At 40.4% G+C, this 13,939-nt stretch carries 12 protein-coding genes and 4 pseudogenes; 14 read left to right on the top strand and 2 right to left on the bottom strand.

The features are described 5' to 3' along the window. The first annotated feature begins 1,278 nt into the window (after positions 1–1,278). The 3 pseudogenes from PN838_RS06760 to PN838_RS06750 all read left to right on the top strand — a co-directional run bounded on the left by PN838_RS06760 (position 1,279) and on the right by PN838_RS06750 (position 5,514). Positions 1,279–2,759: pseudogene (locus PN838_RS06760) on the top strand (sigma-54 dependent transcriptional regulator). A gap of 213 nt (positions 2,760–2,972) precedes the next feature. Beyond that, positions 2,973–4,225: pseudogene (locus PN838_RS06755) on the top strand (sensor histidine kinase). Continuing rightward, positions 4,164–5,514 (top strand): annotated as a pseudogene (locus tag PN838_RS06750) (sigma-54-dependent transcriptional regulator). The pseudogenes PN838_RS06755 and PN838_RS06750 overlap by 62 nt, the downstream one beginning before the upstream one ends. Positions 5,515–5,631: 117 nt before the next feature. Here PN838_RS06750 and PN838_RS06745 read toward each other — a convergent pair. After that, positions 5,632–6,294, bottom strand: a complete 663-nt coding sequence (locus PN838_RS06745; protein WP_272180108.1) for an SDR family oxidoreductase — start codon at positions 6,292–6,294, stop codon at positions 5,632–5,634. Between the two features lie 142 nt (positions 6,295–6,436). Here PN838_RS06745 and ylqF point away from each other — a divergent pair. The 7 genes and pseudogenes from ylqF to PN838_RS06715 form a co-directional block, all read left to right on the top strand. After that, positions 6,437–7,348 (top strand): annotated as a pseudogene (gene ylqF, locus PN838_RS06740) (ribosome biogenesis GTPase YlqF); the annotation flags it as partial. Between the two features lie 27 nt (positions 7,349–7,375). Next, complete coding sequence (locus PN838_RS26125; RefSeq protein ID WP_334313486.1) at positions 7,376–7,783, top strand: acyl-CoA thioesterase; 408 nt, start codon at positions 7,376–7,378, stop codon at positions 7,781–7,783. Between the two features lie 9 nt (positions 7,784–7,792). Continuing rightward, on the top strand, positions 7,793–8,098 hold the full coding sequence (locus tag PN838_RS06735) for a glutamate racemase (protein WP_272180106.1): 306 nt from the start codon (positions 7,793–7,795) through the stop codon (positions 8,096–8,098). 40 nt (positions 8,099–8,138) lie between these two features. After that, complete coding sequence (locus PN838_RS06730; RefSeq protein ID WP_272180105.1) at positions 8,139–8,660, top strand: aspartate/glutamate racemase family protein; 522 nt, start codon at positions 8,139–8,141, stop codon at positions 8,658–8,660. Positions 8,661–8,739: 79 nt separating this feature from the next. Further along, on the top strand, positions 8,740–9,045 hold the full coding sequence (locus PN838_RS06725) for a 4a-hydroxytetrahydrobiopterin dehydratase (RefSeq protein ID WP_272180104.1): 306 nt from the start codon (positions 8,740–8,742) through the stop codon (positions 9,043–9,045). Positions 9,046–9,083: 38 nt separating this feature from the next. Beyond that, positions 9,084–9,680, top strand: a complete 597-nt coding sequence (locus PN838_RS06720) for an acyl carrier protein phosphodiesterase (protein ID WP_215963637.1) — start codon at positions 9,084–9,086, stop codon at positions 9,678–9,680. A gap of 320 nt (positions 9,681–10,000) precedes the next feature. After that, on the top strand, positions 10,001–10,573 hold the full coding sequence (locus PN838_RS06715; protein WP_272180103.1) for a hypothetical protein: 573 nt from the start codon (positions 10,001–10,003) through the stop codon (positions 10,571–10,573). A gap of 216 nt (positions 10,574–10,789) precedes the next feature. Here PN838_RS06715 and PN838_RS06710 read toward each other — a convergent pair whose 3' ends face one another. Next, positions 10,790–11,206: a GAF domain-containing protein gene (locus PN838_RS06710; protein ID WP_272180102.1), complete on the bottom strand. Its 417-nt coding sequence runs from the start codon at positions 11,204–11,206 to the stop codon at positions 10,790–10,792. 215 nt (positions 11,207–11,421) lie between these two features. On the opposite strand from PN838_RS06710, the gene modA reads away from it, so the two are divergent. Genes modA through PN838_RS06690 form a run of 4 tightly spaced genes read left to right on the top strand, consistent with a single transcriptional unit; the run spans position 11,422 to position 13,913 of the window. Then, a complete protein-coding gene (gene modA / locus PN838_RS06705) occupies positions 11,422–11,883 on the top strand; it encodes a molybdate ABC transporter substrate-binding protein (protein ID WP_272180101.1) in 462 nt (153 codons plus the stop codon). An 11-nt stretch (positions 11,884–11,894) separates the two neighbouring features. After that, positions 11,895–12,173: a substrate-binding domain-containing protein gene (locus PN838_RS06700; protein WP_272180100.1), complete on the top strand. Its 279-nt coding sequence runs from the start codon at positions 11,895–11,897 to the stop codon at positions 12,171–12,173. After that, positions 12,166–12,855 (top strand): molybdate ABC transporter permease subunit, encoded by a 690-nt coding sequence (modB, locus tag PN838_RS06695; protein WP_215963633.1) that lies wholly within the window; start codon positions 12,166–12,168, stop codon positions 12,853–12,855. Before PN838_RS06700 ends, modB begins: the two co-directional genes overlap by 8 nt. Beyond that, entirely contained in the window at positions 12,852–13,913 is a 1,062-nt protein-coding gene (locus PN838_RS06690; RefSeq protein ID WP_272180099.1) for an ATP-binding cassette domain-containing protein, read from the top strand. Before modB ends, PN838_RS06690 begins: the two co-directional genes overlap by 4 nt. Positions 13,914–13,939: the final 26 nt, after the last annotated feature.

Raw genomic sequence — 13,939 nt, 5'->3', positions numbered from 1 at the left:
TTAGTGCGAAGTATGAACTTCCTCTGCACTTGGTTGGAGGTTCTGCATATCGCTTAGACTCTTTCAGAATGACGGTTTCTTCTTTTTAGTTAGGATGATGGTTTGTTCAGATGGTTTGAGCCAATTAAAAGCGAACAATGAAATTCCTTTGCATTCAGTTGGAGCTTATGAATATCGCCGTGGCTGCCTTATAAAGCTTGGGAATAGCGGGCTTTTTGCGATCAGCGACTCTGACCCCACAGGTTTTATCAGCGACTCTGACCCCACAGGTTTTTATCCCACTGGTTTTTAGAAAGGATCGTCATTCCAAAATCGCCCCAGCGATATTTGGAATCTCCAACACGCGACTCCGAAAGTAAAAATAGTTTGGTGCGCTATACATTGTTATTACCAGTAATAATCAAGCATTCTTTAGTGCGAAGTATGCACTTCCTCTGCACTTGGTTGGAGATTCTGAATATCGCTTAGGCTCTTTCAGAATGGCGGTTTTTTCTGTTTGGTTCGGATGATGGTTTGTTCAGATGGTTTGAGCCAATTAAAAGCGAACAATGAAATTCCTTTGCACTTGGTTGGAGCTTACAAATATCGCCGCGGCTGACTTATAAAGCTTGGGAATAGCGGGCTTTTTGCGATCAGCGACTCTGACCCCACAGGTTTTTATCCCACTGGTTTTTAGAAAGGATCGTCATTCCAAAATCGCCCCAGCGATATTTGGGATCTCCAGCACGCGACTCCGAAAGTAAAAATAGTTTGGTGCGCTATACATTGATATTACCAGCAATATTCAAGCATTCTTTAGTGCGAAGTATGCACTTCCTCTGCACTTGGTTGGAGATCCTGAATATCGTTTAGACTCTTTCAGGATGACGTTTTTTGTTCTGGAATTATGAGCCAATTAAAAGCGAACTATGTACTTCCTCTGCACTTGGTTGGAGATCCTGAATATCGCCGCGGCTCTTTCAGAATGACGGTTTCTTCTTTTTAGTTAGGATAATGGTTTGTTCAGATGGTTTGAGCCGGTTAAAAGCGAACAATGAAATTCCTTTGCACTCAGTTGGAGCTTATGAATATCGTCGCGGCTGCCTTATAAAGCTTGGGAATAGCGGGCTTTTTGCGATCAGCGACTCTGACCCCACAGGTTTCTTGCGAAAATTTGTGAATAGTGTCAATTATTAGGCTAAATAGTTAAATTCGTCAAAGTTTTGTCGTTTAATACTTGCAACTCTGATCGACCTCGTTACAATTATCTTCATAACGATAGTAAAAATTAGGTTGTATATGTCATCTGAACAAAAGCTCGGTTTGGGCAAGATCATCATTGTTGATGAAAATGAACGCAGAGCATCATTACTCCACGGTATTTTAACTTTTATAGGCGAAACAAGTGTTGTTGTTAGCTATAACGATTTTCAAACCCGATGTACTAATGAAGATGATGTAGACGCCTGCATATTAGGCGCGTTGTCCTCCAGCGATCATGAAGCGTTAGTGCGTTCACAGTCAGGATCCCGTTTTTACTCATCGGTGAAACCTTAAAGTTTTTATTCGAACTAAAAAATGTTATCGGCGTTTTGTCGGAACCTTTCATTTACCCTGCAGTAACGCAGCAAATTCGAGACTGCCAAGAATACAAACGATTACTGCCGAAACTCAGATCAAATAGCAGCGGTAATAAGTTTGACGGTTTAATTGGCCAAACTTCAGTATTAAATGAAATTAAATTTTTAATAGGTCAAGTCGCAGAAAAAGAAGCCAACGTACTTATATTAGGGAATCCGGTACAGGTAAAGAGGTCATCGCACGAAATGTTCACCAGTTATCCTTACGCGCTAAGGGCCCATTTGTGCCTGTTAACTGTGGTGCAATACCCGGTGAATTGTTAGAAAGCGAATTGTTTGGTCACGAAAAAGGCGCGTTTACCGGTGCGATTTCATCTCGTAAAGGGCGCTTTGAATTAGCTCAGGGCGGCACGCTATTTTTAGATGAAATAGGTGACATGCCACTGCAAATGCAAGTGAAGTTACTTCGAGTCTTGCAAGAACGTACTTACGAGCGAGTCGGGGGCAGTAAGCCAATTCGGGCTGACGTTCGGGTTATCGCGGCAACCCATCGTAATTTAGAAGACATGATTGAAGAAGGGACGTTTCGTGAAGATCTTTATTATCGTCTAAACGTATTTCCTATTGAATCACCTTCATTAAAGCAACGACCAGATGATTTACATTTGCTTATCCAAGAGTTTACAAGCCGTTTTGAACGTGAGCATAAAGCTCGGTTTAATTTAACGGACCGCGCGTTAGAGTCACTAAAAGAGCATCCGTGGTACTGGTAATGTTCGTGAATTAGGGAACCTAGTTGAACGTTTGTTAATTATGTTTCCAAATCAAGTGGTTGATGTACATGACTTACCACCTCGATATTGTTATACCGACGAAGCGCCGTTTGTTCCTGAATACCCAGATGAAATTTTAGAGCGTCAGGCACTTAACGACATCTTTGCATTGAACGATGATGAAGATGACGACGGTTCCGAGGATTTTGTTATGTCAGCCACGTCGCTGGCAGATCCAACAACCGTAATGTTGCCACCTGAAGGGTTAGACATTAAAGAGTTTTTATCTGAACTTGAAATAAACTTAATTGAGCAAGCATTACAAACAACTGACTATGTTGTTGCTCGTGCTGCTGAAATCCTAAACTTACGTCGCACAACGCTAGTTGAAAAAATGCGTAAGTACGATTTGAATAAAGACGAATAAGTTAAAGGGTTATTTGGGTCTTAACTTGGCTCAAATAACCATTTTTTAGCGCTAATATCCCACGCCATTTTTTTCCTTTTTAATCAGCGTCAAAATTTTGTTGTTTTAAAGGATCCTCAAAAATCAACGTCTAACTCATTGTTATTTATATAAAATAAAGTTGGCACAATAGTTGTTTTAGTTTCTGTGTATTAAATCCATAGAGATAACATTATGTCAGTGAATATTCAGTCAGTATTGCAAAGTGAACGCAGTAAAACAGCCAAGGTTAAATTGGCTTCATTTTCGCCTGCGTTTAGAAGCTTTTCCGAAGATTATAAATCGACATCACCTTCTAAGGATCAATCCGAGATCAGACAAGCTGAACTTCAGAAATTACGTGACCGTAATACTGAGTTAAGTCATTTAGTCGACATTATGCCAAACGGCGTTGTGGTATTAGACGCAAAAGGCATGGTTTCTCAAGCTAATAAAGTGGCGATTAGTTTGCTTGGCGAACCACTTGAGGGTGAAAAATGGCGAACCGTTATTGGACGCTCTTTTAAACCTAGAGAAGATGACGGCCATGAAGTTTCACTCCGTAATGGACGTAGAGTTAAACTTGAAATTACCCCATTAAAATCGGGTCAGTTAATTGTGATGACGGATTTAACTGAAACAAGAATTTTGCAAGAACGGATCAGTCACCTTCAACGGGTTTCTGCACTTGGGCGTATGGTCGCGAGCTTAGCGCACCAGATTAGAACGCCTTTGTCTGCAGCGATGTTATATGCCGCAAATTTAAAAAATAGCCGCATGAAAGTGGATCAACGACTTAATTTTGTCGACAAGTTATCGTCGCGTTTATCCGATTTGGAGAAGCAAGTTAACGACATGTTGATGTTTGCCAAAAGTGGTGAAAACCAAGTTTTAGAGCAAGTTTCATTGCAACAGCTTTTAACGTCGGTGCATCAAAGTTCTGATGCTTTGGTGAGCCAAGCAGGTGACCTAACCGTAGAGTTGCCAGAACCAGATATTTGTTTGCTTGCCAATAAAACCAGTCTATCCAGTGCAATCACCAACCTTATCCACAATGCGGTACAGGTCGTCGGGCAAGGTGTACACGTTCATGTTGCAGCGCAACGTGACAAAATAAAACCAAATCGAGTGATCATTTCAGTAGAAGATAATGGTCCAGGTGTTGAGAAAAATTTAATTAAAAAATATTTGAACCGTTTTACACCACACGTTCTCAGGGAACAGGTCTTGGATTATCGGTTGTAAAAACCGTAGCTCAGGCACACCAAGGGCATGTTGTCGTTGAGAATAAACCTATAGTGGCGGTGCAATTTTTAAAATGTATTTACCAATTAAGCTTAATGCTCTTGCACCAATTGACGTGTCTACACAACAGGAGGAAGTCGTATGAGTCAGACTCAAATATTAGTCGTAGAAGACGATTCAGGATTACGAGAAGCGCTAGTTGATACGCTTACCATGGCTGGATACAGCGTTGTTGAAGCTGATTCAGCAGAAGCCGCACTTGTTGTAATGAAACAGCGGGTCATTGACCTTATCGTTTCAGACGTTCAAATGGGTGGCTTAACAGGACTCGACTTATTAAAGTCAGTTAAAAAACTGTATCCACAAACGCCATTTTTATTGATGACTGCTTATGCAACTATCGATCATGCTGTAGAAGCGATGAAATACGGGGCTATTGACTACATGGCCAAGCCTTTTGCGCCAGAAGTCTTACTCAATATGGTCGGCCGTTATGCGCCAGTGAAACAGGTTGAAAAACACAGTCCTGTTGTCGCAGATATCAAAAGTATTGAATTATTAAAACTTGCTGCAAAAGTGGCCGTATCTGAAGCCTCTGTGATGATCACAGGGCCAAGTGGTGCAGGTAAAGAAGTTATGGCGCGTTACATTCATGACCAGTCTAATCGCGCCGAGCACGATTTTGTTGCGATTAACTGTGCAGCCATTCCTGACAATATGTTAGAAGCTACATTGTTTGGTTATGAAAAAGGTGCATTTACAGGCGCGATTCAGGCGTGTCCTTAGCAAATTTGAACAAGCCCAACACGGTACGATTTTATTAGATGAAATCACCGAAATGGATTTAAACCTTCAGGCAAAACTATTGCGCGTTTTACAAGAACGTGAAGTTGAACGTCTTGGCAGTCGCAAAACAATAAAGCTCGATGTTCGAGTCTTGGCGACATCTAACCGCGATTTAATGGAAGCCGTACGTAATGGCAAGTTCAGAGAAGATTTGTACTATCGATTGAATGTTTTCCCAATTCGTTGGTTACGTTTATCTAAACGTAAAGACGACATTATTCCAATTGCTATGCATTTACTAAAACGTTATTGCGTTGATATGGGTAGAGAAATTCCAGAGATCAGCCCAACAGCAAAAATGAAATTGTTAAATCACAGTTGGCTATAGGAATGTGCGAGAACTCGACAATGTTATTCAACGTGCTTTGATCCTTTGTACCGATGCAAATGTAGATAGCGAACACATTTTAGTTGAAGAGTTTGCGGTTGATCATATCGCTGCGGAAATTCAAGCGAGTGAATACGCGGAAGAAACACCAGATTTTAAAATGGAAATTCGTGACCAAGAGAATCGTATTATTTTAGATACTTTGCAAATGTGTCAGGAAAACGCAAAGATGTTGCTGAAAAACTTGGCATTAGTCCGCGTACGTTACGTTATAAGTTGGCTAAAATGCGCGAGCAGGGCATTGAAGTTCCAGCCTAAAAAATAGACTTACGTTAGCGTTTAGCACATGTTGTTGGTTATTCTGAGCGCTAAAAACAAAACGCGGATAATATTATCCGCGTTTTTTATGTTTTTAATTCACTTCTTAAAGAAGTGCTACCAAGGCAAGACGTCGCCATTCGAGTGCCAAAAGCCACCCGTATTACCAAGGGTTAATTCTTCAATACGTTCAATAAGTCCAGCGGCAGATTCTTCGGCGGTAAGTAAACCACTAAAGTCAACCATACGTGTTTGAACCCAACCTGGATGCAATTGTGCAACAGCAATGCCACGTACTTTTAGATCTTCGGCTAACGACTTACCAATGGCATTAAATGCAGCTTTAGACGCGCGGTAACCGTATCGGCCTCCTGAATCGTTGTCTGCAATCGACCCCATACGACTTGTAATATTGGCAATTTTGCTGCCTTCAATCATATTGTCAATCAAGGCTTCTGTTACCTGCAGCGGCGCTAACGTATTGATTTCAAATTGTTGACGAATGGAATCGTAATCAATTTCACCTAAAGTCTCGTTTTGCAGTAGCCCTGCATTGTTGATTAAGAGGTCGATTTGCGTATCGCCTAAAACCTTTTTTACCTGCTGGATATGGTCTGGTTGGGTAATGTCGATGCCACTGATGACCATATCGGCTATTTGCTCAATTTCCTCTGAGTCGCTGCGACAAATGGCAATAATGTCCCAACCTTTCGCTGCTAATTGTTGGCTTAGGGCTAAACCAATGCCGCGATTTGCTCCAGTGATGACTGCTGTACTCATTTTAAAAATCCTAAAATATCGACGTGTTTTTATAGTGGTGGGTAATTATCAATTTTTCAATGTTAGTGGTTTATAAAGTTTAACGTTGTGACTGGCGCTAAAACAGGTAAAATTCGCCCATTAACGTTATCTGGAGAATAAAATGGCAATAAACTGGTTTCCCGGCCACATGCACAAGGCGCGAAAAGAAATCGCTGAGATTATGCCGCAGGTGGACGTGATCATAGAAATTCTGGACGCACGGATCCCTTTTTCTAGTGAAAACCCTTTAGTACCAAAACTCCGCGGCGATACGCCGGTTTTAAAAGTATTAAACAAAAGTGATTTAGCCGATCCCATTCAAACCGCTAGATGGCTTGAACATTTAGAGCAAGAACGTGGCATAACTGCAATAGCGATAACGCAGCATGATCCAAAAGGCATTAAAGATCTACTTAATGTGATCTCTGATATGGTGCCGCATCGCGTAAGCCAAGATAAACAACTTAGAGCCTTGATATGCGGAATTCCAAATGTTGGAAAATCGACAACAATTAATATTTTAGCTGACCGTATTATCGCTAAAACAGGCAATGAGGCGGGGGTTACTAAAGCACAGCAACGTATTCGTTTAGACAACAATATTGTATTGCATGATACTCTAGGGTTTTTGTGGCCTAAATTAGAGCCTCAGGATTGTGGTTATCGCTTAGCGATTACGGGCGGCATTAAAGACACAGTGACTGAAAAAGAAGATATTGCGTACTATCTCATCGAATATTTGATGGAATATTACCCTCAGTTGCTAATGGACCGTTTTCAGTTTGATGAGATGCCACAGCAACCTATTGATGTGATGGATCTTATTGCGAAAAACCGTGCATGTATGCGTAAAGGCGGTATTGCTGATTTGTATAAAGTATCTGAGATAGTTATTAATGAATATCGCGGTGGTGTTTTTGGGCCAATAACCCTTGAAACTGTAGAGCTTGGCTTAGCGGCAAAAGTTATCATGGAAGAGAAAGAAGCTGAGCGCGAAGCTAACAAAGAAAAAGAAGAAGAGCTTAAAAGAAAAAACGTCGTAGACGTTAAAAGGATCCCTATGAGTCAAATTAGTTTTGTGACCGTTCGTGGTTATCACCTTGATGTTTACCAACACGTAAATAATGCGCGATACCTGGAATTTTTAGAAGATGCGCGTTGGCAGTACCTAGAAGAAACCGGCGATATTGAATATTTTCAAAGTTTAGGTTTAGCGTGGGTCATCGTAAATATTAATATTTCATATCGTACAGGTGCGTATATGGGACAAGTACTTGCGATTGAAACCAAATTATCTAAAGTAGGCAACAAAAGCGCAGTGTTTAATCAGGTGATTACGGTTAAAGGAACTGAAACTGTTGTAGCTGATGCAGATATAACGTTTGTTGTTTTGGACCAAAAAACGGGTAAAGCGATCCCAATTGAAGATGACTTGCGAGAACGATTTAATCAACATCTAATAGACTAAATTCGAACGATGTCCTCAGAAACTATAACAATAGGCGTCTTTGATTCAGGAATCGGTGGGCTCTCAATTGCGAGTGAAATTAAACGCCTATTACCTGATTCGCCTATTGTTTATTTTGCAGACTCCGCTTACAACCCATATGGTGAGTTGCCTGAATCGCAGTTGATTACACGCTGTATTCGTGTTGTTACCACTTTAATTGAAAAGGGCTGTGAGCTCATCGTTGTGGCGTGTAATACCGCGACAGTCAATTGCATCAAAGTACTAAGAGAACGCTTTTCAGTATCTTTTGTTGGTGTTGAGCTAAGGCCTTAAACCAGCAGTTGAAGCGGCCACAACGCCTATAATAAGCGTTATGGCGACAGCAAGAACGATAAACAGTAAGCATTATCAAAACGTAAAAACGGGCTTTCAATCGTACTCTACTATTGAAGATATACCTTGCATTGGATTGGCCGACTATGTCGAATCTCTTAATAGCGCTTCAAAATTTGACTCAACTATTTTGGCCCCCTATGTCTCAAAAATTATTGCCCAAAACACGGCCTATTTGGTACTCGGTTGTACACACTACAGTTTGATCAAAAACGAAATTGTCACCGCGTTAGCTAAGCACCATGCTTCAGTCACAATAATTGATACGTCAGTTGCTGTGGCTAAACAGGTTGGGCGCTTGGTTACTGCCGAGTCTAGTGGTTCAAGTGACTCAATGTTATCTGTTGGCGCTGTTAAAAAGGCTAAGGGCATTGATGATACTTTTATTACCAGTGGTGAATTATCTAGGTTTGAACAGCAACTTGGTCATTGGTGGTCGACGCCCGATTTTGTAATAGAACCGTCAATGTGTCAGGGTTATTTGCCATCTGAACATGCGTAATATTACGCAATAATTTGATTTTATTTTTAAGCTCGTCATTATTGACGACACATCGACAGTATTGAAAATTGAGGGAATTATGGCAGCGGTAAAACTAAACGAACAAGAACTAACAACCGCATTAAAAGAGATTAATGCAACATTATCTGAAGACGCACAATGGCAATTAGTCGACGGAAAATTGTTTAAGCAGTTTGTCTTTAAAAACTTTATTCAGGCATTTGGCTGGATGACTCAAGTCGCCATGCACGCCGAAAAGTTAATTCATCATCCTGAGTGGTCTAACGTTTGGAATAAAGTGGATGTATATCTTGTCACACATGACGCCGGCGGAATTTCTGAGTTAGATTTTAAAATGATTAAACGCATGGAAAAATTGATCTAATTTAAACTGTTTTGAGTTTGATTGTTTCGTAATTAAAAATGAATTACCTTGCCCACTTACATCTTGCTGATCAGACTGACACCTCTTATGTGGGCAGTTTGCTAGGCGACTTTGTCAAAGGAAATGTGGCAACGATGGCGGTACCCACCGACCTTAAAATTGGTATTCAGCTACATAGGCTGGTGGACTCATTTACTGATCAACATCCTATCGTTTTAGATTTGAAGTCAAAGCTACCTGAACATCGGAAGTATGGTGGCATTATATTGGACGTGCTTTTTGATTATTTATTAGCGAAAAATTTTGGCCAATATCATCCCATGGCATTGGAGCAGTTTTCTGCCCACTGCTACGATAATTTACCGGTTGATAATGAGATTATGTCTCCTCGGTTTATTCAAACCATTAGCAACATGAAACAAATGGATTGGTTAACTAGCTATGGAGATATTGATACCATTAAACGAGTATTGATGCGGATCAGCACTCGGTTAACTCGACCTGTCGCGCTAGAAAATGCGGTTGATTGGTTTCGGTCTGAGGGAGCAATAGAGTTTAATAACTTTGATGACTTTTATTGCGACTTGGTTGCTTATGCTCAGCGTGAAGCACATAGATTAGCTGACCGATATTGAATCCTGTGGCCCGACAGAATTTGGCGCTATAGGCGACCCAAGCGAATAGTGAAGGTATGGCTCGTTACTCAATCCCCATTGATTGCTCGTCCATCATTTTTAAAACTCATGTCCTCCATTTAAGTTCAGATCCACTGTGATAAAAGTAAGGTGTAATGCCACCTATCCTTAAAACACTCATTTCATTTTTTTCTTATTGACCCTAAAATTTACGTAACACTATATAAAATCTCATGAAATTAACCGTTGTTAAATGAGGTTGATGTCGGCAGAATGTTGTACTTAAATAAACATGCTAGGTCTGACAAAGGAATTAAATTATGGACGTCAAACATATCAGTTTTTTAGTGGTTGGCTTAATTGTAGGGAGTTTGGCGACATTCTCTTACGTTGAACAAAGGACAGAGACCACGACAGCGCACGACCAACAACAATCGGATACATCTGATTTTAATCAAGTAGAAACCACTGAGGCTGACAGATACCGTGGCATAGTGGCTTTGCAAGATAATCGAACGTCTGAAGATATTGACCAAGTGTTGCAATTAGAAGAGCAAATTAAATTACTGCAACAAGAGTTGGAATCAGTACGACTTGAGAACGACGACCTAAAACAAAGCTCCATGATATTAGCCGAAGAAGTTGATCACGGCGGAAAGCAATTGGGTGACGTTGCGGTTAGAATTTCAGAACTTGAAAGTGAAAACAGACGATTACAGCGAGAGCTTGGGCAATTTGCAGAAAGCGACATCACAAATGAGCAAATGACGGCTTTGGTCGAAGAGCCGTTTTCTAATTTTTTGCTCGGCTTTAGAGGCAAACAACGTGATGAAGTGTATGATTTTTTAACCAGCCGGAAGATCATGAATGGGGTTATGACACTGAGTTATTAATACGTGACTTTTTGCTAATCACGAATTTCAAAGCAGTGTGCAGCTTGTCGGCGTCACCTGTAAAATTGATAAATGTGAATTTAGAGTTATAGAGCCGGAGCCGGAATTAGGGCATTTTAATATTTTGTTTCAAGAGATGCGTCGTCAAACGTGGTGGGAATTTTCTTCTACTTATTCGACATCTGGAAATTTAGATCAAGGGCTTAAGATCTTATTTTATGTATCTAAGTAAAGAGAAATTTTTTCGGCTAGATTAGTCACGTATTCTATTTCTTCAAGTACAAGTGGCTTGTGTCGGTACGCAGTTGAGCTAAAGTTTAATGTGCCCCAAATTACACCGTCTTTGTAAATTGGACAGCCAATATAGCTGAGCAATTGCACCAATTTATAGGCGGGGTGTAAGGTCCGATGCTGGTTTTTTTCCACACTGTTATAAGTAACGATTTGTTTTGCGGAGATGACTTTCTGGCAATAGGTATCTTCTAAATTAAAAATATCACCCTTGTTGATGGATATATGATCAGATTGGCAGACTTCAATATAATAATTTCTGTCCAATACTTTTGAAATAATCGCAGTTTCAAAGCCTAACTTCATCCGCAAAGCAACAATATCATTTAAAAATTCATGCATATGACTCGACCAATTGGTAATGATTTTTAGGGTAAAAATAAGTGCACTGATAAAGGATCCGTCAGTGCTTACACAAAAGGTTAGGCTAAATTAGGCGTTTTGCGCACATGTATGTTCAAGTTTATTTAATTTAAACATGTGAGCAGGTATCGGCGACGTCAAATACTCAAATTTATGATAGCTTACAGGGCACATTAAAAAATGTTTCACATCTCATGATAGTTAAAATAATTGCCACATTATGGTTTGTTTTGAGTTTGCCTACTTATGCTGCTACGTTAAACGTGGCTGTTGCGACTAATTTTTATCATGTTATGTCTGAGTTAAAAACCGAATTTGAAAAGAATCAGCCCCATAAATTGCAAATATCCAGCGGTTCTTCTGGCATTATATTTAGTCAAATCAGCAATGGAGCGCCGTACGACGTGTTTTTATCAGCAGACTCAGAACGCCCGCGTAAACTTATCGCTGATAACCTCGCTTATAAAAACAGTTTAAAAACCTATGCCGTTGGTGAATTAATTTGGTGGCAACCAAACACAAAACACATGACGCATGATATTCTTAAAAACTATAATACTAAGCTCGCAATCGCTAACCCACGATTGGCGCCTTACGGGCAAGCGGCCATTGCGGTATTAAAGCAACTAAACCTCAAAAACCGGTGCAGTTGGTGAAGGGGATGAACGTGGGACAGGCCTTTCAATATGTCGATAGTGGTAACGTGCAGGCTGGTTTGGTGGCTAAATCATCAGTCTTCAATGGGTATAATCGGTTTGCTGACCCTAAGTATTTAAATTACATTACGCTCCGCGCGGACTGGTATCCAGAGATTGAGCAACAGTTAGTCATTTTAAAACGTACCGCTGAAGTGCAACTCGCGCAAACCTTTGTCACATTTATGTTGTCCACCGACACCCAAAAAAGATTACGAGAGTTAGGATACAAGACAAAAATCAATGAATGAATTAGCTGACCTAACCGCACTTTGGTTAACGATAAAATTGGCGCTATTAACCACAGTATTATTGCTGATATTTGGGTTACCTGCAGCATGGGCGTTGTCACGTTATAAGGGACGTTTAAAGCCAATATTTGAAGCGGTTATTGCACTTCCTTTAGTATTGCCGCCGACCGTTTTGGGTTTCTATTTTCTTTTGGCGTTTGCGCCGCAAAGCTTCCTGGGACAATTGTGGTTTGATCTTACTGGAAGTTATCTTGCATTTAGCTTTACCGGGATCTTATTTGGGTCTGTTATTTATTCATTGCCTTTTGTATTGCAACCGCTATTAACTGGGTTTTCACAAATTAATCATGATCTTATCGATACCGCGAAATCTTTAGGCGTGAACGGTGTAAAGCGGTTTTTGTTTCTTGTTTTACCGCTTATAAGGCCTGCTATTTTGTCGGCAATGACCTTAGGTTTTGCCCACACATTGGGTGAATTTGGACTGGTCTTAATGATAGGTGGCAATATTCCTGGAGAAACCCAAGTATTGTCTATCGCGTTGTATGACCATGTTGAGACTTTAAATTATGCGGCCGCGAATCAGTTGGCGTTTATTTTGGTGGCGTTTTCGTTTACAAGTTTAGTGCTGCTTTACAAATTTAATCGCGGCTTTGGCCCGTTTAAAGGTGCGGGCCAATGAATTTTGAAATAACATCGAGTCACTTTAAATTTCGCGCCCATAAAAATGGACTTTCATTAAAGGGTCAGATACCAGTCGAAACAGATATTGTGGGCATATTTGGTTCTTCAGGAAGTGGCAAATCGACGTTATTAAAGGCTGTTGCAGGAATACACTCCGCGTCTTTTGAAACACTGAATATCGATTATAACCAACAGCAGTGGCAAGACGTAAATGCGGTTGATCGCCCCTTTGTTATCGTGTCGGATAAAACGCATTTGTTTCCACATTTAGACGTTCAACAAAACCTTGATTTTGTGGTTAAACACGGGAAAAAAACGTCAAACATTCCATATACACTAGATGATGTGATCCATTGGTGCGGCATAAAACACCTATTGCAGCGAGCGATTAACGCGTTATCGTCGGGAGAAAAACAACGTATCATATTTGCCCGAGCGTTAATGTCGGGAAAACCTGTGATGTTGCTCGATGAAGCATTTTCGGCGATAGATTGGCATAGTCGGGATCAATTTGCCTCGTTACTTAGAAAATTGAAACGTGACTACAAAATGCAGTTTGTTATGGTGAGTCATTCGTTAAAAGAACTGGCCATGTGCTGCGATCATATTGTCTGGATTGAACAGGGCGAAGTGGTCAGCCAAGGTCCGAGTAAAAAGCTAGTCACGCAAATTTCATCGACAAATAATCAGCCTACATTAAGCCAACTTAGTGTAAAATTTGATGCAAGGTTAGCGCAATACCAATTAACACGCTGGCAAGTTGAAGGTACCGAAAAGTTACTTTTGTTTAGTCATATTAGTGATAGCGATGAAGAACTTGAATACCTCGTTATCGATGGCTCAAAAGTGGTTATTAATAAAGAAAGTAGCCAGTCTTCAAGTATGGTGAATCAACTTCCGGCAACAATACAAAGTGTCGAACAAAAGCAAAATTACGTTTTAATAACACTAACTGTCAATGGGCAAACAATCTTAGCCGAAATTTCGGCAATGTCGCAGGAACGTATGGCGTTAGATGCAGGACAAACGGTTTATGCTCAATTTAAAGTTGTTTGATTTTTATAAATATTTTTAAGTAGGAT

This window comes from Psychrosphaera algicola, from assembly GCF_028401425.1.
Taxonomy (GTDB): domain Bacteria; phylum Pseudomonadota; class Gammaproteobacteria; order Enterobacterales; family Alteromonadaceae; genus Psychrosphaera; species Psychrosphaera algicola.
This window is presented reverse-complemented; position numbering and strand designations above follow the sequence as displayed.